Genomic DNA, 21647 nt, shown 5'->3' with positions numbered 1-21647 from the left:
GCCAGCATTTTGCCTCGGGCTTCCTTCAGATTCGCAGTCGCCCGCGACACCCTTGCCTCTGGCTAACACTTCCCCTTGCCGGGTGTGTAGAGGACTTTCACCTCCAAGTCGTCCAGTCCACCACCACAGTGAACCGAACAGCGCCAGTCACGGCGCTACGCGCCATGCCTGGCGCACAACGAAAGAACCCGCCTAGGCGGGTTCTTTGTTGCGAGAAGCAGCGATCAGGCGCCGGCTTTGCTCACGGCATCCTTGATCAGGGTCTGCAGTTCACCCTTCTCGTACATCTCGGTGAGGATGTCGCTACCGCCGACCAGCTCACCAGCCACCCACAGCTGCGGGAAAGTCGGCCAGTTGGCGTACTTCGGCAGGTTGGCGCGGATTTCCGGGTTCTGCAGGATGTCGACGTAGGCGAACTTCTCGCCGCAGCCCATCACAACCTGCGCAGCGCGGGCAGAGAAGCCACACTGCGGGGCGTTGGGCGAGCCTTTCATGTACAGCAGAACGGTGTTGTTGGCGATCTGCTCTTTGATGGTTTCGATGATATCCATGGGGGCACCTCAGCATAGACTTCGCGACCCGACGGTCGCCACGGTGGCGCGATTGTAGCGAAAAGCCGAGCATAATGCTCGGCCTTGCCGACGCGGTCTTGCTATGCCCTGTGGGAGCCCCGCCTCGGGGCGAAGCTCTTGGGTATTTCCCCAACATGGCGTGACGGCCACCCTTCGCCGCGAGGCGCGGCTCCTACAACCCGGCCTGGAGAGACGCCCGTCTACGCGGCCACCACTTCGACTGGCACACCATTAAGCACCGCATTGCCGGACAGCGCATCGAGCTGGCGCTCGTCGGTCAGGTCATTGGCGCTGGCCCCCGGTTGCGCACGGGCAATGTCCATCTGCACGCCAGGGCGGGCATGGCCCCAGCCATGGGGAAGGCTGACCACACCGGCCATCACCTCATCGCTGGCGGCGACCTCCACCTCGATGCTGCCCACACGCGAACGCACCTGCACACGCTGACCATCGCTCAGACCACGCCTGGCCAGGTCCGCCGGGTTCATCAACAACTGATGACGCGGCTTGCCCTTCACCAGACGGTGATAGTTGTGCATCCAGGAGTTGTTGCTGCGCACATGGCGACGGCCGATCAGCAGCAGTTCATGGGCAGCCGGTTGTTGCTGCTCGGCGAAACGTGCCAGATCGGCCAGCAGCAGCTCAGGCGCGGCCTGCACCGCCTTGCTCGGCGTTTTCAGGCGCGCAGCAAGATTCGGTTGCAGTGGTCCCAGGTCGAGCCCATGCGGATGCTCGCGCAAAGCCGCCAGGCTGAGTTTGCGCTCGCTACTATCACCATGGGGGCCGAAACGCAGGCCCATATCGATCATCTGCTCAGGCGCCAGGGTCGGTTTCAGCTCGAGGCCATTACGCGCCGCGAAGGCCTTGGCCAGGCCGACGAAGATTTCCCAGTCGTGCAAGGCGCCGTCCGGCTTGGCCAGCACCGCCTCGTTGAAACGGGTGACGTTGCGTACCGCGAACACATTGAAGGTGGTGTCGTAGTGATCATGCTCCAGCGGCGCAGTTGGCGGCAGGATCAGGTCGGCGTACCGTGTGGTCTCGTTGATGTAGAAATCCACCGAAAGCATGAAGCCCAGGCCGTCCAGCGCCTGCTCCAGTTGGCGGCCGTTGGGTGTCGACAGTACCGGGTTGCCGGCCACGGTGACCAGCGCACGAATCTGCCCTTCGCCGGGCGTCAGCATCTCCTCGGCCAGCGCCGAGACCGGCAACTCACCGCCGTATTCCGGCAGGCCGGAAACCCGGCTCTGCCAGCGGCTGAAATGCCCACCGGAAGTACTCGCCACCAGATCCACCGCCGGCGTTGTGCAGAGCACACCGCCGCTGCGATCCAGATTGCCGGTGACCAGATTTATCAGTTGCACCAGCCACTGACAAAGCGTACCGAAGGCCTGCGTGGAAACGCCCATACGGCCGTAGCAGACTGCCTTGTCCGCTGCGGCGAAATCCCGCGCCAGTTGCCGAATGGTTTCGGCCGGCACCCCACAACGCGCGCTCATGGCCTCGGCATGGAACCCGCCAATCGCTTCGCGTACCTGCTGCAATCCTTCCACCGGCAGATGGCTGTCGCGCGTCAGGCCTTCCTCGAACAGGGTGTTGAGCAGCGCCAGCAACAGCGCGGCATCGCTGCCGGGGCGCACGAACAGGTGCTGGTCGGCGATGGCCGCGGTTTCGCTGCGCCGCGGATCGACCACCACCAGTTTGCCACCACGCGCCTGGATGGCTTTGAGGCGCTTTTCCACATCCGGCACGGTCATGATGCTGCCGTTGGAGGCCAGCGGGTTGCCGCCCAGAATCAGCATGAAATCGGTGTGATCGATGTCAGGAATCGGGATCAGCAGGCCGTGGCCGTACATCAGGAGGCTGGTCAGGTGGTGCGGCAACTGGTCGACCGAGGTAGCGGAGAAGCGATTGCGGGTTTTCAGCTGACCGAGGAAATAGTTGCTGTGGGTCATCAGCCCGTAGTTGTGCACGCTGGGATTGCCCTGATACACGGCCACGGCGTTCTGCCCATGCGCGGCCTGGATCGCGCTCAGGCGCTCGGCCACCAGCTCGAACGCCTCATCCCAGCCGATGGCCTGCCACTGCTCGCCAATTCGGCGCATGGGCTGGCGGATACGGTCCGGGTCGTTCTGGATATCCTGCAGCGCCACGGCCTTGGGACAGATATGGCCGCGGCTGAAGCTGTCCTGGGCATCGCCCTTGATCGAGCGAATCTGCGTGCTGCCGTCAGCTTGAGCTTCGGTTTCGATGGCGAGCCCACAGATGGCTTCGCACAGATGGCATGCACGGTAATGGAGGGACTTGGTCATGGCCTGGCCTCTTGTTCTGATCCGAGACGACCGGTCAGGTCGCAGATCATGGACTATGGGCCGAGCACGGAGACGACGCCAGCAGCGTTCGCCTCATGAATCGACAGGCATCAAGCCTGCCGATTCAGCAGCACCACGTACGTGGCCCCTGGCACGACTGCGTTCAATATCACTGGCGCCAGCGCTTTGGCTAAAAAGGCTTGTAAAACATCATTCTGCGCGCCCGTAGGCGTTAACTTGCGCCGTCTCGTCATTTCCTTATAGGATCGCGCCTTCCCCTGTTTCGTCGCACCCTGCGGCCTCCTGCCGCAAGCTCTGCTGTTTTTGTCGGTTTTATCCCCGAACGCAAGCTTGCGAACTGTAGTGATAAAGGTAGTTAACGATGAGCGTCAGACACTTTCTCTCGATGATGGATTACACACCGGACGAACTGGTGGGGTTGATCCGCCGAGGCATCGAGCTGAAGAATCTGCGCAACCGTGGGGTACTGTTCGAGCCACTGAAGAATCGCGTGCTGGGCATGATCTTCGAGAAGGCCTCGACTCGCACCCGTCTGTCCTTCGAAGCCGGCATGATCCAACTCGGTGGCCAGGCCATCTTCCTCTCGCCGCGCGACACCCAACTGGGCCGTGGCGAGCCGATCGGCGATGCCGCCATCGTCATGTCGAGCATGCTCGACGCGGTGATGATCCGCACCTTCGCCCACAGCAACCTCACCGAGTTCGCCGCCAAGTCCAAGGTACCGGTAATCAACGGCCTGTCCGACGATCTGCACCCCTGCCAGCTGCTGGCCGACATGCAGACCTTCCTCGAACACCGCGGCAGCATCACCGGCAAGACGGTGGCCTGGATCGGCGATGGCAACAACATGTGCAACTCCTATATCGAAGCGGCGATGCAGTTCGACTTCCAGCTGAAGGTCGCCTGCCCTGCTGGCTACGAGCCAGACGCGCGCTTTCTGGCCCAGGCCGGCGAGCGCGTGCAGATCGTGCGCAACCCGCGAGAAGCGGTGGCCGGCGCCCATCTGGTGAGCACCGACGTGTGGGCCTCCATGGGCCAGGAAGACGAAGCCGAGCAGCGCATGGCGTTGTTCCGCCCCTACCAGGTCACCCGCGAGCTGCTCGACGCCGCCGCCGAAGACGTGCTGTTCATGCACTGCCTGCCGGCGCACCGTGGCGAAGAAATCAGCTTCGACCTGCTCGACGACCCGCGCTCGGTAGCGTGGGATCAGGCCGAGAACCGCCTGCACGCGCAGAAGGCGCTGCTGGAGATGCTGGTCGAACCGGCGTACCACCACGCATGAGCCAGCCTCTGCTGCAGCTACGCGGGCTGAACTGCGGCTACCACGCCCACAAGGTGGTGCAGGATCTCGACCTGCACCTCAACCCTGGCGACATCGGCTGCCTGCTCGGTCCATCGGGCTGCGGCAAGACCACCACGCTGCGCGCCATTGCCGGTTTCGAGCCGGTCCTGGAAGGCGAGATCGAACTGGCAGGTGAAGTGATTTCCCGCGCCGGTTTTACCCTGGCGCCGGAGAAACGCCATATCGGCATGGTGTTCCAGGACTACGCCCTGTTCCCCCACCTGAGCGTGGCCGAGAACGTTGCCTTCGGTATCCGCAAGCAGCCCAACGCCGAGCGCGCCACTCAAGAGCTGCTGGAGTTGGTCAAGCTCGGCAACCTGGCCAAACGTTACCCGCACGAGCTGTCCGGTGGTCAGCAGCAGCGGGTCGCCCTGGCGCGCGCGCTGGCGCCGGAACCGAAATTGCTGCTACTCGACGAACCCTTCTCCAACCTCGATGGCGAACTGCGCAGGCGCCTGAGCCATGAGGTTCGGGAAATTCTCAAGGCACGTGGTACCAGCGCCATTCTGGTCACTCACGATCAGGAAGAAGCCTTCGCCGTCAGCGATCACGTCGGCGTGTTCAAGGATGGCCGCCTGGAGCAGTGGGACACACCGTTCAACCTCTATCACGAGCCGCTGACGCCTTTCGTCGCCAGCTTCATCGGTCAGGGTTACTTCATTCGCGGCCAGTTGCTCGGCCCGGAAACGGTGCAGACCGAACTCGGCATGATTCGCGGCAACCGCGCCTATACCTGGGCTCAGGGCAGCGCGGTGGACGTATTGCTGCGCCCGGACGACATCGTCCCGGACGAGCACAGCGAACTGAAGGCGCGCATCGTCGGCAAGACCTTCCTCGGCGCTGCGACGCTCTACCGCCTGCAACTGCCGACCGGCAGTCAGTTGGAATCAATCTTCCCCAGCCATGCCGATCACCAGCCAGGCGACGAGGTGGGCATCCGCGTCGTCGCCGATCACCTGGTGGCCTTCCCGGCTCTCGGCAGCGTCGCCGCGCAATTGCAACTCAGCGACTCCGGTGGCGTGCGCCGGGTCAGCAGCAACTGATCAGAGCATCAGCTGGCCACTGGCGATATGCCGCGCGTGGCCAGCGATCTTGACCCGCTCGCCCTCCAGACGACAGAGCAACTCACCACCACGCGCCGAACACTGGAAGGCACTGAGCGTGTTGCGGCCCAGACGCTCGACCCAATAGGGCACAAGCATGCAGTGCGTCGAGCCGGTCACCGGGTCTTCATCGATACCAATGCTCGGCGCGAAGTAGCGCGAGACGAAGTCGTGTTTTTGCCCGCTGGCAGTCACCAGCACGCCAAGCCCTGGCAGGGCGGCCAGCGCCGGCAGATCGGCGGTGAAGCAGCGCACCTGCGCCTCGGACGCCAGCACCACCATCAGCTCCTGCACGCTGCCATCGGCATTCAGCAGAGCCAGAACCTGCTGCGCGGACTGCCCCAGCGCGCGTTCGACGTCGGCCTGTAGCGACGCCGCCACCGGCAACACCGGGCGCACTGGGAAATCCAGCTGCAGACGCTCACCCTGCCGGGTGACCTGCAGCGCTCCGGACAAGCAGGTGAAATCCAGCACCTCGGCCGATTCCTGATAGATGTCGAACAGCACCTTGGCCGCCGCCAGGGTGGCATGCCCACAGAGCGGCACCTCGCTGACTGGGGTGAACCAGCGGATATGCCAGGCACTGCTCTCTTTCACCACGAATGCGGTCTCGGCCAGGTTGTGCTCGGCAGCGATGCGCTGCATCAGGGCATCGTCGAGCCAGGCATTCAGGCGATAGACCATGGCGGGATTGCCCGCGAACGGCTGATCGGTAAAGGCGTCAACTTGATGGAATTCGAGAGGCATGCTGCATTCCTGGCCAGATGAGAGCCGCCAGCATGCCTGCGCAGGGTAAGCCGCAACAGATACAGTTCCTGTTTTCCAGATGCTCTGAGAGCATCGCGGCTAAAGCCGCTCCTACGATCCTGGGGTGCTTCTGGGCTCGCTGCGCACCCGTTTCACCGCATCCAGCCAACCGGCGTAGAGGCGCTCGCGATGCGCCTCGTTCATCCTCGGCTCGAAACGCTGCTGCCGATGCCAGTGGCTGGCGATGGCATTGAGGTCCTGGTACAGGCCGAGCTTCAGCCCCGCCAGGTAGGCGACACCGAGCGCCGTAGTCTCGGTGACCTCGGGGCGCTCGACACTGACGCCAAGAATGTCGGCGAGAAATTGCATGACCCAGTTGTTCTCCACCATGCCACCGTCGACACGTAGCGCGCTCGGCGCCGCAGCACCATCCTGGCGCATGGCTTCGAGCAGGTCGCGGGTCTGGTAGCACACCGATTGCAGACCGGCGGTGACGACCTCCTTGATCCCGGTGTCGCGGGTCAGGCCAAAGATGGCACCACGTGCCTTGGGGTCCCAATACGGTGCGCCCAGACCGGTGAAAGCCGGCACCAGATAGACGCCGCAGGCTTCGCCGGTTGCCTCGGCCAACGCCTCGCTCTCGCGCGCATGGCTGATCAGCTTGATACCGTCACGCAGCCACTGCACCGCCGCGCCCGCGACGAAGATACTGCCCTCCACCGCGTAGGTGACCTTGCCATTAAGGCGATAGCCGACCGTGGTCAGCAGACGGTTCTTCGAACTCACCGGCTGATCGCCAGTGTTCTGGATCATGAAACAGCCAGTACCGTAGGTGCTCTTGACCATGCCCGGCTCGAAGCAGGCCTGGCCGATCAGGGCCGCCTGCTGGTCACCGGCCATGCCCAGCACCGGAATGCTGGCGCCGAGCAGCACGCTGTCGGTGTGACCGAACTCGGCGGCACAATCGAGCACCTCGGGCAGCAGGCTGGCCGGGATCTCGAACAGCTTGAGCAGCTCTTCGTCCCACTGTTGGGTATGGATGTTGAACATCAGCGTGCGCGAGGCGTTGCTGGCGTCGGTGCGGTGCACCTTGCCATCGGTCAGACGCCACAACAGGAAGCTGTCGACGGTACCGAAGCGCAGCTCACCGCGCTCGGCCCGCTCACGAGCGCCCGGCACGTTATGCAGAATCCAGCGCAGCTTGGTGGCGGAGAAATACGGATCGATCAGCAGGCCGGTCTTGGCCGAGACCTCCGCCTCGTGGCCTTGCTCCTTGAGTCCGGCGCAATAGTCGGCGGTACGCCGATCCTGCCAGACGATAGCCGGATGGATAGGCGTACCACTGACGGCATCCCACACCAAGGTGGTTTCGCGCTGGTTGGTGATGCCGATGGCGGCAATCGCTTGCGGCTGCAAGCTGCTGCTGGCGATGGCATCGCGGCAAACCTGGAGCGTGGAGGACCATATCTCCTCACCGTCGTGCTCGACCCAGCCATCCTGCGGGAAGTACTGCTTGAACTCCTGCTGGGCACGTGCAACCGGCAAGCCCTGGGCACTGAAGATGATGGCGCGGGAGCTGGTGGTGCCCTGGTCGATGGCTAGCAGGTATTGGGTCATGCAAGGTTCCTTGTTGTTATCACTGCAGTTGACGGCAGACTGGCTTATTTTGCTGGCGAGCATACTGCTCGCTTCAGGCTTTGCCGATAGCGGCGAACTGCCCCTGGGTATGCTGCGCCAGGGTCTCGGCCGAGAGTTCCAGCTCCAGCCCGCGCCGGCCGCCGCTGACGTGAATGGTTGGATGCCGACGTGCCGATTCGTCAATAAAGGTGCGCAAGCGTTTCTTCTGACCCAGCGGGCTGATGCCGCCGACCAGATAACCAGTGGCGCGCTGCGCGGCAGTCGGGTCGGCCATGTCGGCCTTCTTCGCGCCAGCCGCTGCAGCCAGCGCCTTGAGATCGAGACTGCCGACGACCGGCACCACCGCCACCAGAAGCTCGCCTTTCTCGGTCACCGCGAGCAGCGTCTTGAACACGCACTCGGGCGCCAGGCCGAGCTTTTCCGCCGCTTCCAGCCCGTAGGACGGCGCCTTGGGATCGTGCTGGTAGCTGTGCACGCGGTGTTCGGCCTTGGCCTTTTTCAACAGATCGATTGCGGGAGTCATGTTCGAATGTGAAAACGCTGTGAAAGATGCCCTACATTAACAGGCCGAAATCCTCCGCATCTACAGCCTATAATGGGTGACCATCACAGGAAGCGCTCATGAATCTCGCTCCCCGCCAGCACGACATCCTCAACCTCGCCCGCGACCGTGGCTACGTCAGCATCGATGAACTGGCTCAAGCCTTCGCCGTTACCCCACAGACCATTCGCCGCGACATCAACCTGTTGGCCGAGCACGGCCTGTTGCGTCGTACCCATGGCGGCGCGGCGTGCGAATCATCGAGCATTCAGAACACCGCCTATGGCATGCGCGCCGGGCAGATGCGCGAAGAAAAACAGCGTATCGCCGAAGCCGTGGCGGCGCAGATTCCCGATCACGCCTCACTGTTCATCAATATCGGCACCACCACCGAGGCCATCGCTCGAGAGCTGCAGAGTCACAAGGGCCTGAAGATCATCACCAACAACCTGCACGTCGCCGCGCAACTCAGCGCCAAGGCCGACTTCGAGGTCCTGGTGGCCGGCGGTACGGTGCGCAGCGACGGCGGTATCGTCGGCCAGGCGGCGGTGGATTTCATCCAGCAGTTCAAGGTCGACTACGCCATCGTCGGCATCAGCGGCATCGACGACGACGGCAGCCTGCTCGACTTCGACTATCAGGAAGTACGCGTTTCCCAGGCGATCATCGACAACGCGCGGCAGGTTTTCCTCGCCGTCGACTCCAGCAAGTTCGGCCGCAACGCCGTGGTACGCCTGGGCTCCATCGCCCTGGTCGACCGCGTCTTTACCGATAGCGCACCTTCAGCCGCCATCTCCCGCCTGCTGCACAGCCACAAGGTCCAGCTCGATCTGGTCTGATTGGTCTCTCGACGGCTATCGCGTAGGGCGGGTGCAACCCGCCAGCAACGTATCGGCGGGTTGCACCCGCCCTACTGCAAACCCACCTCTTAACTACCGCTCGGCGCGCAATCGCGTGCCGGGGTAGCGAAGCTGCGCATCTTCGTCTAGCATATTTTCGAAAGTGAACATAACCACATTCGAATCCAACAGCCGAGCGTACTACATGCCCCACGACCAGTTCGCCAGCCCCGTTGCGGAAGTCTATGACCTCGCCGTCGTTGGCGGCGGTATCAATGGTGTGGGCATCGCCGCCGATGCAGCCGGCCGCGGCCTGTCCGTGTTCCTTTGTGAAAAGGACGACCTGGCCAGCCATACTTCATCTGCCAGCAGCAAACTGATCCATGGCGGCCTGCGCTACCTGGAGCACCACGAGTTCCGCCTGGTACGTGAGGCCCTGGCCGAGCGCGAAGTGTTGCTGGCCAAGGCGCCGCATATCGTCAAACCGATGCGCTTCGTTCTGCCGCACCGCCCACACCTGCGTCCGGCCTGGATGATCCGCGCCGGCCTGTTCCTCTACGACCACCTGGGCAAGCGCAAGCGCCTGCCGGCTTCGCGCGGCGTGCGCTTCGGCGCCGGTAGCCCGTTGAAAGCGGAGATCAGCCGCGGTTTCGAATATTCCGACTGCTGGGTGGACGATGCTCGCCTGGTGGTGCTCAACGCCATGGCCGCGCGGGAAAAAGGCGCGCACATCCACACGCGCACTCGCTGCGTCAGTGCGCGGCGCAGCAAGGGCCTGTGGCATATCCACCTGGAGCGCAGCGACGGCAGCCTGCTGTCCATTCGCGCCCGCGCTCTGGTCAACGCTGCCGGCCCCTGGGTCGCGCGCTTCATCCGTGAAGACCTCAAGCAGCAATCGCCGTACGGCATTCGCCTGATCCAGGGCAGCCATATCGTCGTGCCGCGCCTGTATGACGGTGAGCAGGCCTACATCCTGCAGAACGAAGACCGTCGCATTGTCTTCGCCATTCCTTATCTGGAGCGCTTCACCCTGATCGGCACTACTGATCGCGAATATCAGGGCGACCCCGCCCAGGTGACGATCACCGCCGAGGAAACCGACTATCTGCTCAAGGTGGTCAATGATCACTTCAAGCAACAGCTCAGTCGCGACGATGTCCTGCACAGCTTCGCGGGCGTGCGCCCACTGTGCGATGACGAATCCGATGAGCCGTCGGCCATTACCCGCGACTACACCCTTTCGCTCTCCGGCGCGCCGGGCGAGGCGCCGCTACTTTCAGTCTTCGGCGGTAAGCTGACCACCTATCGCAAGCTGGCCGAGTCCGCCATGCAGGAACTGGCCGCGCATTTCAGCAACCTGGGGCCGAGCTGGACAGCCACCGCCCCGCTCCCCGGTGGTGAGGATCTGCAAGGCCTGAGCGCCCTGGTCGAAGCGCTCTGCGAACGCTATGGCTGGCTACCCACCAGCCTGGCCAGACGCTGGGCTACCAGCTATGGCAGCCGTACCTGGCGCCTGCTCGATGGCGTACACAACCTTACCGACCTCGGCGAACATCTCGGTGCCGGGCTTTACACCCGCGAAGTGGAATACCTGCGCCGTGAAGAATGGGCGCGCAGCAGTGCCGACATTCTCTGGCGGCGCAGCAAACTGGGCCTGTTCATGACCCCGGCGCAGCAGGCCCGCCTCCAGGACTACCTGAACAGCCGCGACCCGCATTCGGCTTACGCTGCCTGAATTCTGCGTGCCCCATGCCCCGCTCTGCGGGGCTTTTTTATGGGCACGGAAAAATAAAATATCGGGGTTACTTCCCCGTTTCAGTCAGCGTAGAACTTTCAGCAACTTTTTTATTGCATTGATTCAATAACTTGGCGTCATGATGCGGAATAAAAACATTCTTATTCAGTTTTATTTTTACTTATGTTTCAACCACTTAAGTTTGACATAAGGGAGAACCAGGCCGAAAATCCGAGGTCATCACGGTCATTGAAGCAGCAGGAGCGGTCATGAAAGGCGACAAGAAGGTCATTCAACACCTGAACAAGATTCTTGGTAACGAACTGGTCGCCATCAACCAGTACTTCCTGCATGCGCGCATGTACGAAGATTGGGGCCTGAAGAAACTCGGCGAGCACGAGTACCACGAGTCCATCGACGAGATGAAGCATGCCGACAAGCTGATCAAGCGCATTCTCTTCCTCGAAGGTATTCCCAACCTGCAGGACCTGGGCAAGATCCTGATCGGTGAAAACACCAAGGAAATGCTCGAGTGCGACCTGAAGATCGAACACAAGGCCCACGGTGACCTGAAGGCCGCCATCGCCTATTGCGAGAGCATCGGTGACTACGCCAGCCGCGAACTGCTCGAAGAAATCCTCTGCTCCGAAGAAGATCACATCGACTGGCTGGAAACCCAGCTCAGCCTGATCGAAGCCGTCGGCCTGCAGAACTACCTGCAGTCGCAGATGGACGAATAAGTCCGATCCGCTCGACGAAAAACGGGAGCCACTGGCTTAATGCTGATCAGATAAGTTCGTCACCACCCCCTCCTACTTGCAGTAGAGGGGGCGCTTTTCGTAGGAGCCAGCTTGCTGGCGATGCTTTTTATGGCGGATCGCCGGCAAGCCGGCTCCTACAAAGATCGAGTGCAACGGCTTAACTGACTGACATTAGCCACTGGCTCCCGTTTTTTATTGCTATGAAGAATCTCGTGGAAGGGACTCAAGCCGCGATAGCAAGTCGCCGCTGAAGCGCCTCCCACAACTTACTGCGCCTCGTTTTCCTTGACCCGGAACCACGCCGCATACAGCGCCGGCAGGAACAATAGGGTCAATGCCGTGGCCACCACCAGCCCGCCCATGATCGCTACCGCCATCGGCCCGAAAAACACGCTGCGCGACAGCGGAATCATCGCCAACACCGCCGCCAGTGCAGTGAGCACGATAGGACGGAAACGGCGCACCGTGGCCTCGATAACGGCGTGCCAACGATCCAGACCGTGGCTGATGTCCTGCTCGATCTGATCGACCAGGATCACCGAGTTACGCATGATCATCCCGGCCAGGGCGATGGTGCCGAGCATGGCAACGAAGCCGAACGGCTGGCGGAAGATCAGCAGGAACAGGGTGACGCCGATCAGGCCAAGTGGCGCGGTGAGAAACACCATCGCCGAGCGCGAGAAGCTTTTCAGCTGCAGCATCAGCAGCGTCAGCACCACCACGATGAACAGCGGGATACCGGCGTTCACCGATTTCTGTCCGCGTTGCGAGTCCTCCACCGTGCCGCCGACCTCCAGCAGATAACCCGCAGGCAGTTCCGCGCGGATCGGGTCCAGCGTCGGCAGGATCTGCTGGGTCAGACTGGCCGGCTGCTGCTTGCCATAGACGTCGGCACGCACGGTGACGTTGGGCAGGCGATTGCGGTGCCAGATGATGCCTTCCTCGAAGCCGTATTCCAGCGTCGCCACCTGCGACAGCGCCACACTGCGGCCGCTGTCAGTCGGCACCGCCAGACTCGGCAACAGACTCAGCGCCTTGCGCTCCTGCGGTGTACCACGCTGGAGAATCTCGATCAGCTCATTGCCCTCACGGTACTGGCTGACGCTGGTGCCGGACAGCGAGCCTTGCAGGAAGCGCGACAGCTCGGCGGTGTTGACCCCCAGGGCACGGGCACGATCCTGATCGATATTGAGGATCACCACCTTGCTCGGCTCCTCCCAGTCCAGGTGCACGTTCACCACATGCGGGTTCTCGCGCACCTTGTCCGCCACCTGACGGGCCAGGGCACGCACCTCGTCGATATGCTCGCCGCTGACGCGGAACTGGATCGGGTAGCCCACGGGCGGCCCGTTCTCCAGGCGGCTGACGCGGCTACGCAGGGTCGGGAACTCGTCGTTCATCACCTTGATCAGCCAACCACGCAGGCGCTCGCGCTCTTCGATGCTTTTGGCCAGTACCACGAACTGTGCAAAGCTTGCCGCCGGCAATTGTTGATCCAGCGGCAGATAGAAACGCGGTGAGCCGGTGCCAACATAGGCCACGTAGTTGTCGATGCCGGGCTGCTCCTTGAGCAGCTTCTCCAGACGATGCACTTCGGCCTCGGTGGCGCTCAGCGAGGCGCCCTCCTCCAGCTTGATGTCGACCATCAGCTCCAGGCGCCCGGAGGCCGGGAAGAACTGTTGCGGCACGAAGCGAAACAGCAACACAGAGGCGACGAACAACGCAACGGTCAGCAGGATCACGATGCCGCGACGACGCACGCACCATTGCACCGTGGCGCGAACACGGCGGTAGAACGGCGTCGAATAAGGGTCATGACCGCCTGCGCTGCCACCGTGTTTCGCCGCATGCAGTTTGGCCAGATCGGGCAGCAGCTTGTCGCCCAGATAGGGCACGAACATCACCGCCGCGATCCATGAGGCGATCAGCGAAATGGCCACCACCTGGAAGATCGACCGGGTGTACTCACCCGTACCGGACTGCGCGGTGGCGATGGGCAGGAACCCGGCCGCGGTAATCAGCGTGCCGGTGAGCATCGGAAAGGCGGTACTGGTCCAGGCGAAGCTGGCCGCCTTGAAGCGGTCGTAGCCCTGCTCCATCTTGATCGCCATCATCTCCACCGCGATGATCGCGTCGTCCACCAGCAGGCCGAGGCCGAGCACCAGCGCACCGAGAGAAATCTTGTGCAGGCCTATCCCCAAGTAATACATGGCGGCGAAGGTCATCGCCAACACCAGCGGGATCACCAGCGCCACCACCAGGCCGGTGCGCAGACCGAGGGAGAAAAAGCTGACCGCGAGCACGATCACCAACGCCTCCACCAGCACCTTGACGAACTCGCCCACGCCGGTCTTCACCGCTGCCGGCTGATCCGACACCTTGCGCAGCTCCATGCCCAGCGGCAGCGTCTGTTGCAGGCGGGCGAACTCACCTTCAAGTGCCTTGCCCAGCACCAGAATGTCGCCGCCGTCCTTCATTGCCACAGCGATGCCGATGGCGTCCTCGCCCATGAAGCGCATGCGCGGCGCGGGTGGGTCGTTGAAACCGCGCTTGACCTCGGCAACGTCAGCAATGCGGAAGGTGCGATCAGCAACGCGAATGGGAAAATCGCGAATTTCCTCCACCGATTGGAAGCGCCCGGTCACCCGCAGTTGAATACGCTCGCTGGCGGTTTCGAAGAAACCGGCAGCCGCCACCGCATTCTGCGCCTCCAGCGCCTGCTGCACGGCAGACAGTGGCAAACCTAGGGTCGCTAGCTTGGTGTTGGACAGTTCGATCCAGATTTTCTCGTCCTGCAGTCCCACCAGCTCGACCTTGCCCACATCCTTGACCCGCTGCAGTTGCAACTGCAGGCGGTCGGCGTAGTCCTTGAGCACGGCATAGTCGAAACCGTTGCCGGTCAGCGCATAAATATTGCCGAAGGTGGTGCCGAACTCGTCATTGAAGAACGGCCCCTGGATGCCGGGCGGCAGCGTGTGGCGGATGTCGCTGATCTTCTTGCGCACCTGATACCACAGCTCGGGAATCTCCGAGCTGCGCATGGAGTCGCGTGCTACGAAGGTCACTTGCGACTCGCCCGGACGGGAGAAACTGGTGATGCGATCGTACTCACCGGTCTCCATCAGCTTCTTCTCGATGCGCTCGGTGACCTGGCGCGATACCTCTTCGGCGCTGGCGCCCGGCCAGTTGGTGCGAATCACCATGGCCTTGAAGGTGAACGGCGGATCCTCGCTCTGCCCCAGCTTGGTATAGGAAAGCGCGCCGACCACGGCGAACAGCAGCATGATGTAGAGGACGATCTGGCGATGGCGCAGCGCCCAGGCAGACAGGTTGAAGCTCATGCGGGCTTACTCCTCGGCGGCCAGTTCGACGTTGCGGTTGTCGCGATCGACCGGGCGTACCTGCTGGCCTTCGCGAAGAATCTGCACCCCGGCGGCGACTACCCAATCGGAAGCGGCGAGCCCCTCCAGCACCGGAACCCGGTCATCACCATAAGCGCCGACGCGCACCGGGCGGCGTTGCACAGTGTGCTCCTTGGGGTCCACGACCCAGACGAACGCCTGGTCCTGCTCGGCGCTGAGTGCCGACAGCGGCACCGCCAGCGGTACCTCGCCATTGCTGGCGATGAATACCCGCGCGCTCTGCCCCAACTCCGCCGGCACCTTGCCTTCGGTGAACGCGACACGGGCGGCGAAAGTGCGCGACTGTGGATCGGCCGCCGGCGCCATCTCGCGGATGCGTCCGGGGAAACGCTGATCGGGCTGCGACCAGAGTTCCACCTCGACCACCTGACCAATCTCGAAACGACCAAAGCTCTGCTCCGGCAGGCTGATCGACACCTCACGCTCACCGTCGGCAGCCAGAGTGAACACCGTCTGACCAGCCGCCACCACCTGCCCCACCTCGACCGCACGACGGGCGATCACGCCGTCCTGCGAGGCCCGCAGCACGGCATAGTCGGTCTGATTGCGGGCCACGTCGTACTCGGCCTTGACCTGTTTCAGACGCGCTTCGCCAGCACGGTACTGATTCTCGACGTTGTCGAACTGCGAGCGGCTGACCAGATTGCGCCCAAGCAGCGCCTTGTAGCGCTCACGCTCGGCGCGCACGGTCTGCAGGTTGGCCTCAGCGGCCGCCATTTGCGCGCGGATGGCTTCCAGCTGCAGGCGCACGTCCTGCGGGTCCAGCTCGGCCAGTGGCTGATCCTTCTTCACCCGGTCGCCGACATCCACCATGCGCTTGCTCACCTTGCCGGCGATACGGAAGGCCAGCTCCGGCTCGTAACGTGCACGCACCTCGCCCGGATAGCTGTCGACCAGCGCAGTAGCCGGCTGCGGCTGCACCACCATGGCAGGACGGATCGGTTGTTCCGCCTGTTCACCGTTACCGCAGGCAGACAGCAGGAAGACGAGACCCAGAGAAGCAACAAGCGGGAGAGCATGGCGAGACATGTGTAAGACCTTTCAGAGAAGGTTTGGAATATTTGTACTGGCGGGTATAGCAAAAATAGCAAACTCACCAGTCCAGTATTAAAATCCGCCAATGCCTGACAAGTTGTTACAACCTTCCGGCCCCGGCCGACCAAAGGATCCCGCCAAACGTCGTGCCATCCTCGAGGCGGCCAAGAGCCTGTTCCTGCGTAATGGTTACGACGGCAGCAGCATGGACGCCATCGCCGCCGAGGCTGGGGTTTCCAAGCTCACGGTGTACAGCCATTTCACCGACAAGGAGACCCTGTTCTCCGCGGCGATCAAGGCCAAGTGCGAAGAGCAGCTTCCCGAACTGCTGTTCGAACTGCCGGATAACGTGCCGCTGGAAAGCCAGCTCCTGGAAATCGCGCGTGGCTTCCTGGCACTGGTCAACAGTCGCGAATCGGTAGAAATGCACCGGATGATGGTGAACCTGGCCAGCCAGGGCTCGAAGTTGTCGCAGCTGTTCTACGAAGCCGGCCCGAAGCGGGTGCAGGAAGAGATGGAAGTGCTACTGCGCAAGGCCGCCAAGCGCGGTCTGCTGAGCCTGGATAATCCGCATCTGGCCGCCGATCACTTCTTCAGCCTGCTCAAGGGCGGCGCGCACTTTCGCCTGCTGATCGGTTGTGGCGAACCGCTGGAAGGTGAAGCCGCCGAGCATCACGTGCAGGACGCCGTGCAACTGTTCCTGCGCGCCTACAGACCCTGACTGCTTACACCTGAGCGCCGGGCTCCAGCTTCTTCTTCGGGTAGATGTCGTAACGGCTGGATTTGCCCTCGAGCACATAGCCCGGCTTGCCACCTTCGATGGCCGGGGCCTTGCGCGGGCGCTTGACCACCACGCGGTGAGTGGCCAGCGCCAGCGCCGCTTCGAGCAACGCCGGCGCATCCAGGTCATCGCCGACAAACGGGCGGAACAGGCGCATTTCCTTCTTCACCAGCGCACTCTTGTCGCGATGCGGGAACATCGGATCGAGGTAGATCACCTGTGGCGCCTCCCCTTGCCAGCTGCGCATCAGCTCGATGGCGTTACCGGTAAGCAGGCGCATGCGCGCCACGATGGGCGCCACATCGAGGTTCAGTGCCGCACGCTGCAGGCCGTCCTCCAGCAACGCCGCCACCAGCGGCTGGCGCTCGATCAGGGTCATCTCGCAGCCCAGGCTGGCCAGCACGAACGAGTCACGCCCCAGCCCCGCAGTCGCGTCGAGAATCCGTGGCCGAATGCCCGACTGCACGCCCACCGCCTTGGCGATCATCTGCCCACTGCCGCCGCCGAACTGGCGCCGATGCGCCGCCGCCCCCTCGACGAAATCCACCCGTACCGGGCCAGGGGCCTTGTCGCCCAGCTCGACCAGTTGCAGCCCGTCGTCACCCAGTTGCAAGGCGAACTCGGTCTCGCCCTCCTGCGCCAGGCCCAGACGTGACGCCCATCGGGCGGCCGCTTCGGCGTACTGAGGATGCAAGGCTTGGATGCGGATGCTGGCGTTGTGCCGCTCGTCGGTCATTGGCTCGTTCTGCTCAAAAATCACTCAAAGCACCGGCCACACGGCCGATATCGAAGAAGCGGCATTCTGCCAGACCCGGCCGCCGACAGCCGCATCGAGAGTGAACATGTTCGACGCCCTCTCCGCCCCACGCCCAAACAACAGCCCCGTCAGCGCTCGTCCTCTCGATGACGAACTCGACCGCGCGACACACGAATCCATCAACTATCAGATTCTGCGCCGCACCCTTGGGATAGACGAAGAGCAGAAACCAGGTGAGATCGCTCGTGAGCTGCGGGAAACCGCCGAGCCACCTGCCGTGTCCAGCAGCGCCGCCGTGGTCAGCCAGGCGGTAATCGATCAACGCGGCCTGGAACTGAATGTCAGCCTGGGCCAGGCGCCCCAGCAGGTCGATCCACTGGTGCTGGATCTGGCCGGCAATGGTTTTCCCACCAGCGGCCTGAGCCGCCCCGTGCGCTTCGATCTGGATGCCGACGGACGCATGGACTCGATCAGCGTACCCACCGGTGACGACGCGCTACTGGCGCTGGATCGTAACGGCAACGGGCATATCGACGATGGCCGCGAGCTGTTCGGCGATCAGCATGGCGCTGCCAATGGCTTCGCCGAACTGGCCCGCTTCGACGACAACGGCGACGGCCGTATTGATGCGGCCGATGCGGTATTCGACCAACTGCGCCTGTTGCGTTTCGATGCCCAGGGCCGCCAGCAGTTGCAGAAGCTCGGCGAAGCCGGCGTCAGCGCCATCGACCTGCGCGCCCGCGACGTGAGCATCGCCCTGGGCGCTTACGACCGGATCGCCCAGTTGGGCCGATTCGAGTTCACCGATGGACGCAGCGGACAGGCGGCCGATCTGCTGTTGGCCAAGCGCTAGCAGGCCGTTGAAAAACGTAGCCGAGGCAGCCAGTGCAAGGCAAAAACAGGCGGAAAAGCGGAGTTTACGAGTTGTAAATGAGCATTTTGAGCCTATTTTTAACGCAGCAATGGCAACGCAGGTAGTTTTTCAACAGCCTGCTAAGGATGGCGAAGCTTTTTCGTTGCCGTAGGGCGGGTGCAACCCGCCATTGGCGCTATGGCGGGTTGCACCCGCCCTACGGATCGCAAGCGCCTCAGCGACACATCCGCCACATGCCCATGTCCACGTGAAAGTGATCGCGGTGGGCGGCGTTGTATTCCGGGCCCAGGGTGACGTTGAAGCTGTCACAGGCCGCTTCCTGCACCAGACGCAGAAAGCGCGCCTTGTCGCCCTGCCCCGGCCAGTCGCGCAGCACGCTTATGTGCTGGCCGTCGCGCAGACGGAAGCCGACCATATCCAGCGCGTTGGCATAGGAATGCTGGCTGGGCCGCTGGCTACCGGCAATGCTGCGACAGGTGAAGCTGCCGACATGCTCGACGCGGCTCACCGGCTGGCCGAACACCGCTTGCGCAGCCGGCTGCAAGCCATGTCGCTCGAACAGGGCGAAACTCACCGCCAGCGGGCAGGTGGCCATGAAGCTGCTGCTCAGGCCAACGTTGGCGCCCTGGATGCGCACGGCGTTTTCCACCGGGCAACCCGGGTGCGGCGCGCTGTCGGCCAGACGGGTAAAACGCAGCCCGGACGTCGCCAGGGCCAAGTCGCACAACTCGCGATCATCACCCAGACGCCAGAGCTTGAAGGGGGTCAGCAGGTTCGGCGTCTCTCGCACATCCAGCGGCGCCCAGGGGTTGTAACGCGGCGCCACCTCCAGCCAGCCACGCCACAGCGCCACCAGTAGCGCTGCGCCCAGCAGCAGGAAGAGAAACAGCAAACGGCCGATTATCCGTATCAGCATATCCATGCTCCATCAGAGTAAGCCAAGCTGCTCCAGTTCCGGTTCAATCTGCAACACAGGCAGTTCGGGCAAACCAGGCAGGCGCTGCATCAGCTGCTCATGAAAACGCCGCGCCAGCTCCGGTGCCAGGCGGTTGTCCGAGGTATGGGCAAAAACGTAAGGACGCAGCCCCTGCTCGATCCAGCCGGCGACCTTGTCCAGCCAGGGCAGCATGAAGGGGTCGTTGGCCAGCAACTCGGGGTGACCGATGAAGCGCAACTGCGGGCCCTGACTGAACGCGGTAGGCCGAGTCGGCAGGCGCGGCTTCTTGGCTTGCGCATGCAGCACGGCGGGCTCCTGCGAGTCGCAGCTGAACAGCGCGCGCGAATCCAGGCAGATGCGCTCGATACCACGCTCGTGCAGCAGGCGATTGAGCACGCGTTCGGCATCGCCCTTGGCGAAGAACTCCGGGTGGCGCACCTCTATCGCCAGTGGCCAGTCTCCCCACTGTTCGATGAACGCCGCCAGTTCCGCCAACCGCGACGGCGCGAAGCTGGCCGGCAGTTGCAGCCAGTAAGGCGCCACTCGTTCGCCGAGCGGTGCCAGCAACTGGCGAAACTGCGTGACTTCATCCAGTTGCTGGCAAAGATCCTCGCTATGGCTGATGTCTCGCGGCAACTTGGCGCAGAAACGAAAGTGCGCCGGCATGACCTGCGCCCAGCGCGCCACCGTTTGCTCGCTGGGCCTGGCATAGAACGTGGTGTTGCCTTCCACCGCGTTGAACACCTCGGTGTAGCGGCTGAGAAACTCGGTTGGCCGGGTATCCTGCGGATACAGCGTGGCGCGCCAGGCCGCTTCGCTCCAGGACGGACAACCAAGGTAATAGGGAAGCGCAGCGCTCATCGATCTATGCGACGGTCCAAGCTGAGGGGCGTGAGCCACGCCGTGAAACGGGGTTACACGTAGAGATCGAGGCCGAGCACTTCCTGCGCATCGTACTCGCTGGCGTAAGCGGCGGTGGCGCTGTAGCTGGCCAACGCCTGAGCGGCACGGTTGCTCAACGTAGGCTGTTGATAACTGAGGTCCTGCGAGCGGGTCGGCAGGCTATCGGTGTTACTGCTGCTGGCCTGTACGCGGCGAATCTGCGGCGCCTGCTCCAGCCCCTGGCTACTGGCGGGTGCAGCCGGTTGTTCACGCTGAACCTCGACCTCCCGCTGCGCCTCACGATAGGGCGTGACCGCGGTGCCCGAACGGGGGCCACGGTCTGGCGAGTAGGAGGGTAAGTAACCGTCGATCCGCATCTAGGACTGCTCGGTGGGCTCGGCTGAACAAGGGACAGTGCTGGCAATGTAGCGGCGGGCTGCGTCCTTGGCAAATGCCGAAGGAATCCTGACGCCAAGCATCCGACCAGTTGTCATGCCGGCGGTGCTTTCGGCGTGGCGACCTGGTCACGCAGGTACACCGGCTGCGCCTGATCGGCCGGTACCGCCTCGCCACGGGCCCAGGCAAAACGGGCCAGAGTCAGCAGGTCTTCGGCGTGCGGCAGCATGCTGCCATCCATGCTCACAGGTGTGAGGGCGATACGCGCGGCGAAGGTACCCCAACCGGTGCCGGCGCCGAACCACTCACCATCGCTGCCACGCGGCGCCTCGGCATGCTCCGGCGGCAACACCGCCTCCTGACCGAGCAGACGCATCTCGCCGGCTTCGACGCGGTAGCAGCCCCAATAGACTTCGTCCATCCGCGCGTCGATGGCGGCTGCGACCTGAGTCGCGCCCTGCTCACGCAGCGCACGCTGGGCCAACACGGCCAGATTGGATACCGGCAGCACGGGACGATCCAGGGCAAAGGCCAGCCCCTGCACCACGCCGATGGCGATGCGCACACCGGTGAACGCACCCGGGCCACGACCGAAGGCGATGGCATCCAGCGCCGATGCGGCGATACCCGCCTCGCCCAGCAGTTGCTGAATCATCGGCAACAGGCGCTGCGCATGCATGCGCGGGGCGACTTCGTAGTGGCTGAGCACGCGACCATCATGCAGCAGTGCGACGGAGCAGGCTTCGGTGGCGGTATCGAGGGCCAGGAGAGTGGTCATTGCATTCGGACAGCTGAAGAAAAAAGAGCCGGCATTAGACCGGCTCGACGCATTTTTTTCCAGCACCATGACGGCGCCCGACTTGCGCCGAGCGACCGATGGGCACCCTTAGAGCCTGCTCAAAGTCTCGCGAGCTAGAGCAATGCAAGGCACAACGACCAGCGGGAGTAACAGCCG

19 protein-coding genes are annotated in these 21647 nt (G+C 63.1%); 7 read left to right on the top strand and 12 right to left on the bottom strand.

What is annotated here, in order from left to right; genetic code table 11:
* Positions 1-224: 224 nt before the first annotated feature.
* Both grxD and PSOLE_RS05510 read right to left on the bottom strand, forming a co-directional pair.
* Complete coding sequence (gene grxD / locus PSOLE_RS05515; protein ID WP_003246056.1) at positions 225-551, bottom strand: Grx4 family monothiol glutaredoxin; 327 nt, start codon at positions 549-551, stop codon at positions 225-227.
* Positions 552-772: 221 nt separating this feature from the next.
* A complete protein-coding gene (locus tag PSOLE_RS05510; protein ID WP_074857954.1) occupies positions 773-2881 on the bottom strand; it encodes a molybdopterin oxidoreductase family protein in 2109 nt (702 codons plus the stop codon).
* A 382-nt stretch (positions 2882-3263) separates the two neighbouring features.
* Here PSOLE_RS05510 and argF point away from each other — a divergent pair, with 382 nt between their 5' ends.
* Together argF and PSOLE_RS05500 are read left to right on the top strand one after the other, a co-directional pair.
* Complete coding sequence (gene argF / locus PSOLE_RS05505) at positions 3264-4184, top strand: ornithine carbamoyltransferase (protein ID WP_074857957.1); 921 nt, start codon at positions 3264-3266, stop codon at positions 4182-4184.
* Positions 4181-5287 (top strand): ABC transporter ATP-binding protein, encoded by a 1107-nt coding sequence (locus PSOLE_RS05500; protein WP_074857961.1) that lies wholly within the window; start codon positions 4181-4183, stop codon positions 5285-5287. The genes argF and PSOLE_RS05500 overlap by 4 nt, the downstream gene beginning before the upstream one ends.
* Here the strand turns inward: PSOLE_RS05500 and PSOLE_RS05495 are convergent, their stop codons facing one another.
* The 3 genes from PSOLE_RS05495 to ybaK all read right to left on the bottom strand — a co-directional run bounded on the left by PSOLE_RS05495 (position 5288) and on the right by ybaK (position 8255).
* The gene (locus PSOLE_RS05495) at positions 5288-6094 is read right to left on the bottom strand and encodes a PhzF family phenazine biosynthesis protein (protein ID WP_074857962.1); all 807 of its coding nucleotides are present in this window, start codon (positions 6092-6094) and stop codon (positions 5288-5290) included.
* 111 nt (positions 6095-6205) lie between these two features.
* On the bottom strand, positions 6206-7711 hold the full coding sequence (glpK, locus tag PSOLE_RS05490) for a glycerol kinase GlpK (protein WP_003462603.1): 1506 nt from the start codon (positions 7709-7711) through the stop codon (positions 6206-6208).
* A 73-nt stretch (positions 7712-7784) separates the two neighbouring features.
* Complete coding sequence (gene ybaK, locus PSOLE_RS05485) at positions 7785-8255, bottom strand: Cys-tRNA(Pro) deacylase (RefSeq protein WP_074857965.1); 471 nt, start codon at positions 8253-8255, stop codon at positions 7785-7787.
* A 98-nt stretch (positions 8256-8353) separates the two neighbouring features.
* On the opposite strand from ybaK, the gene PSOLE_RS05480 reads away from it, so the two are divergent.
* The 3 genes from PSOLE_RS05480 (at position 8354) to bfr (ending at position 11587) form a co-directional block, all read left to right on the top strand.
* Positions 8354-9112 carry a DeoR/GlpR family DNA-binding transcription regulator gene (locus PSOLE_RS05480; RefSeq protein WP_074857967.1) on the top strand — a complete coding sequence of 253 codons (759 nt, stop codon included), beginning with the start codon at positions 8354-8356 and terminating at the stop codon, positions 9110-9112.
* A gap of 205 nt (positions 9113-9317) precedes the next feature.
* Positions 9318-10847, top strand: coding sequence for a glycerol-3-phosphate dehydrogenase (gene glpD / locus PSOLE_RS05475; RefSeq protein WP_074857970.1), 1530 nt, complete (start codon positions 9318-9320; stop codon positions 10845-10847).
* Positions 10848-11116: 269 nt separating this feature from the next.
* Positions 11117-11587 carry a bacterioferritin gene (bfr, locus tag PSOLE_RS05470; RefSeq protein ID WP_003462607.1) on the top strand — a complete coding sequence of 157 codons (471 nt, stop codon included), beginning with the start codon at positions 11117-11119 and terminating at the stop codon, positions 11585-11587.
* 287 nt (positions 11588-11874) lie between these two features.
* Here the strand turns inward: bfr and PSOLE_RS05465 are convergent, their stop codons facing one another.
* Together PSOLE_RS05465 and PSOLE_RS05460 are read right to left on the bottom strand one after the other, a co-directional pair.
* Positions 11875-14949 carry an efflux RND transporter permease subunit gene (locus PSOLE_RS05465; RefSeq protein WP_074857973.1) on the bottom strand — a complete coding sequence of 1025 codons (3075 nt, stop codon included), beginning with the start codon at positions 14947-14949 and terminating at the stop codon, positions 11875-11877.
* A 6-nt stretch (positions 14950-14955) separates the two neighbouring features.
* Entirely contained in the window at positions 14956-16059 is a 1104-nt protein-coding gene (locus PSOLE_RS05460; protein ID WP_074857976.1) for an efflux RND transporter periplasmic adaptor subunit, read from the bottom strand.
* Between the two features lie 91 nt (positions 16060-16150).
* Here PSOLE_RS05460 and PSOLE_RS05455 point away from each other — a divergent pair, with 91 nt between their 5' ends.
* Positions 16151-16786, top strand: a complete 636-nt coding sequence (locus tag PSOLE_RS05455; protein ID WP_074857979.1) for a TetR/AcrR family transcriptional regulator — start codon at positions 16151-16153, stop codon at positions 16784-16786.
* Between the two features lie 4 nt (positions 16787-16790).
* Here the strand turns inward: PSOLE_RS05455 and PSOLE_RS05450 are convergent, their stop codons facing one another.
* Complete coding sequence (locus PSOLE_RS05450) at positions 16791-17582, bottom strand: class I SAM-dependent methyltransferase (protein ID WP_074857981.1); 792 nt, start codon at positions 17580-17582, stop codon at positions 16791-16793.
* 106 nt (positions 17583-17688) lie between these two features.
* Here PSOLE_RS05450 and PSOLE_RS05445 point away from each other — a divergent pair, with 106 nt between their 5' ends.
* Positions 17689-18456 (top strand): hypothetical protein, encoded by a 768-nt coding sequence (locus PSOLE_RS05445; RefSeq protein ID WP_244597208.1) that lies wholly within the window; start codon positions 17689-17691, stop codon positions 18454-18456.
* 235 nt (positions 18457-18691) lie between these two features.
* Here the strand turns inward: PSOLE_RS05445 and PSOLE_RS05440 are convergent, their stop codons facing one another.
* The 4 genes from PSOLE_RS05440 to tsaB all read right to left on the bottom strand — a co-directional run bounded on the left by PSOLE_RS05440 (position 18692) and on the right by tsaB (position 21470).
* Positions 18692-19393: an extensin-like domain-containing protein gene (locus PSOLE_RS05440; protein ID WP_003462630.1), complete on the bottom strand. Its 702-nt coding sequence runs from the start codon at positions 19391-19393 to the stop codon at positions 18692-18694.
* 12 nt (positions 19394-19405) lie between these two features.
* Positions 19406-20275 (bottom strand): DUF72 domain-containing protein, encoded by an 870-nt coding sequence (locus PSOLE_RS05435; protein ID WP_074857989.1) that lies wholly within the window; start codon positions 20273-20275, stop codon positions 19406-19408.
* Positions 20276-20328: 53 nt separating this feature from the next.
* The gene (locus PSOLE_RS05430; protein ID WP_074857992.1) at positions 20329-20673 is read right to left on the bottom strand and encodes a hypothetical protein; all 345 of its coding nucleotides are present in this window, start codon (positions 20671-20673) and stop codon (positions 20329-20331) included.
* A gap of 113 nt (positions 20674-20786) precedes the next feature.
* Positions 20787-21470 carry a tRNA (adenosine(37)-N6)-threonylcarbamoyltransferase complex dimerization subunit type 1 TsaB gene (tsaB, locus tag PSOLE_RS05425; protein ID WP_074857994.1) on the bottom strand — a complete coding sequence of 228 codons (684 nt, stop codon included), beginning with the start codon at positions 21468-21470 and terminating at the stop codon, positions 20787-20789.
* Positions 21471-21647 lie beyond the last annotated feature (177 nt).

It is taken from the genome of Pseudomonas oleovorans subsp. oleovorans (genome assembly GCF_002197815.1).
GTDB classification, from domain to species: domain Bacteria; phylum Pseudomonadota; class Gammaproteobacteria; order Pseudomonadales; family Pseudomonadaceae; genus Aquipseudomonas; species Aquipseudomonas oleovorans.
Note: the sequence above shows the minus strand (reverse complement) of the source record. Positions and strands in the feature narration are given on the sequence as shown.

What these genes read in the sequence shown, in the direction of transcription:
- grxD (WP_003246056.1), bottom strand. Translation starts at nt 551, where the DNA reads ATGGATATCATCGAAACCATCAAAGAGCAGATCGCCAACAACACCGTT.
- PSOLE_RS05510 (WP_074857954.1), bottom strand. Translation starts at nt 2,881, where the DNA reads ATGACCAAGTCCCTCCATTACCGTGCATGCCATCTGTGCGAAGCCATC.
- argF (WP_074857957.1), top strand. Translation starts at nt 3,264, where the DNA reads ATGAGCGTCAGACACTTTCTCTCGATGATGGATTACACACCGGACGAA.
- PSOLE_RS05500 (WP_074857961.1), top strand. Translation starts at nt 4,181, where the DNA reads ATGAGCCAGCCTCTGCTGCAGCTACGCGGGCTGAACTGCGGCTACCAC.
- PSOLE_RS05495 (WP_074857962.1), bottom strand. Translation starts at nt 6,094, where the DNA reads ATGCCTCTCGAATTCCATCAAGTTGACGCCTTTACCGATCAGCCGTTC.
- glpK (WP_003462603.1), bottom strand. Translation starts at nt 7,711, where the DNA reads ATGACCCAATACCTGCTAGCCATCGACCAGGGCACCACCAGCTCCCGC.
- ybaK (WP_074857965.1), bottom strand. Translation starts at nt 8,255, where the DNA reads ATGACTCCCGCAATCGATCTGTTGAAAAAGGCCAAGGCCGAACACCGC.
- PSOLE_RS05480 (WP_074857967.1), top strand. Translation starts at nt 8,354, where the DNA reads ATGAATCTCGCTCCCCGCCAGCACGACATCCTCAACCTCGCCCGCGAC.
- glpD (WP_074857970.1), top strand. Translation starts at nt 9,318, where the DNA reads ATGCCCCACGACCAGTTCGCCAGCCCCGTTGCGGAAGTCTATGACCTC.
- bfr (WP_003462607.1), top strand. Translation starts at nt 11,117, where the DNA reads ATGAAAGGCGACAAGAAGGTCATTCAACACCTGAACAAGATTCTTGGT.
- PSOLE_RS05465 (WP_074857973.1), bottom strand. Translation starts at nt 14,949, where the DNA reads ATGAGCTTCAACCTGTCTGCCTGGGCGCTGCGCCATCGCCAGATCGTC.
- PSOLE_RS05460 (WP_074857976.1), bottom strand. Translation starts at nt 16,059, where the DNA reads ATGTCTCGCCATGCTCTCCCGCTTGTTGCTTCTCTGGGTCTCGTCTTC.
- PSOLE_RS05455 (WP_074857979.1), top strand. Translation starts at nt 16,151, where the DNA reads ATGCCTGACAAGTTGTTACAACCTTCCGGCCCCGGCCGACCAAAGGAT.
- PSOLE_RS05450 (WP_074857981.1), bottom strand. Translation starts at nt 17,582, where the DNA reads ATGACCGACGAGCGGCACAACGCCAGCATCCGCATCCAAGCCTTGCAT.
- PSOLE_RS05445 (WP_244597208.1), top strand. Translation starts at nt 17,689, where the DNA reads ATGTTCGACGCCCTCTCCGCCCCACGCCCAAACAACAGCCCCGTCAGC.
- PSOLE_RS05440 (WP_003462630.1), bottom strand. Translation starts at nt 19,393, where the DNA reads ATGCTGATACGGATAATCGGCCGTTTGCTGTTTCTCTTCCTGCTGCTG.
- PSOLE_RS05435 (WP_074857989.1), bottom strand. Translation starts at nt 20,275, where the DNA reads ATGAGCGCTGCGCTTCCCTATTACCTTGGTTGTCCGTCCTGGAGCGAA.
- PSOLE_RS05430 (WP_074857992.1), bottom strand. Translation starts at nt 20,673, where the DNA reads ATGCGGATCGACGGTTACTTACCCTCCTACTCGCCAGACCGTGGCCCC.
- tsaB (WP_074857994.1), bottom strand. Translation starts at nt 21,470, where the DNA reads ATGACCACTCTCCTGGCCCTCGATACCGCCACCGAAGCCTGCTCCGTC.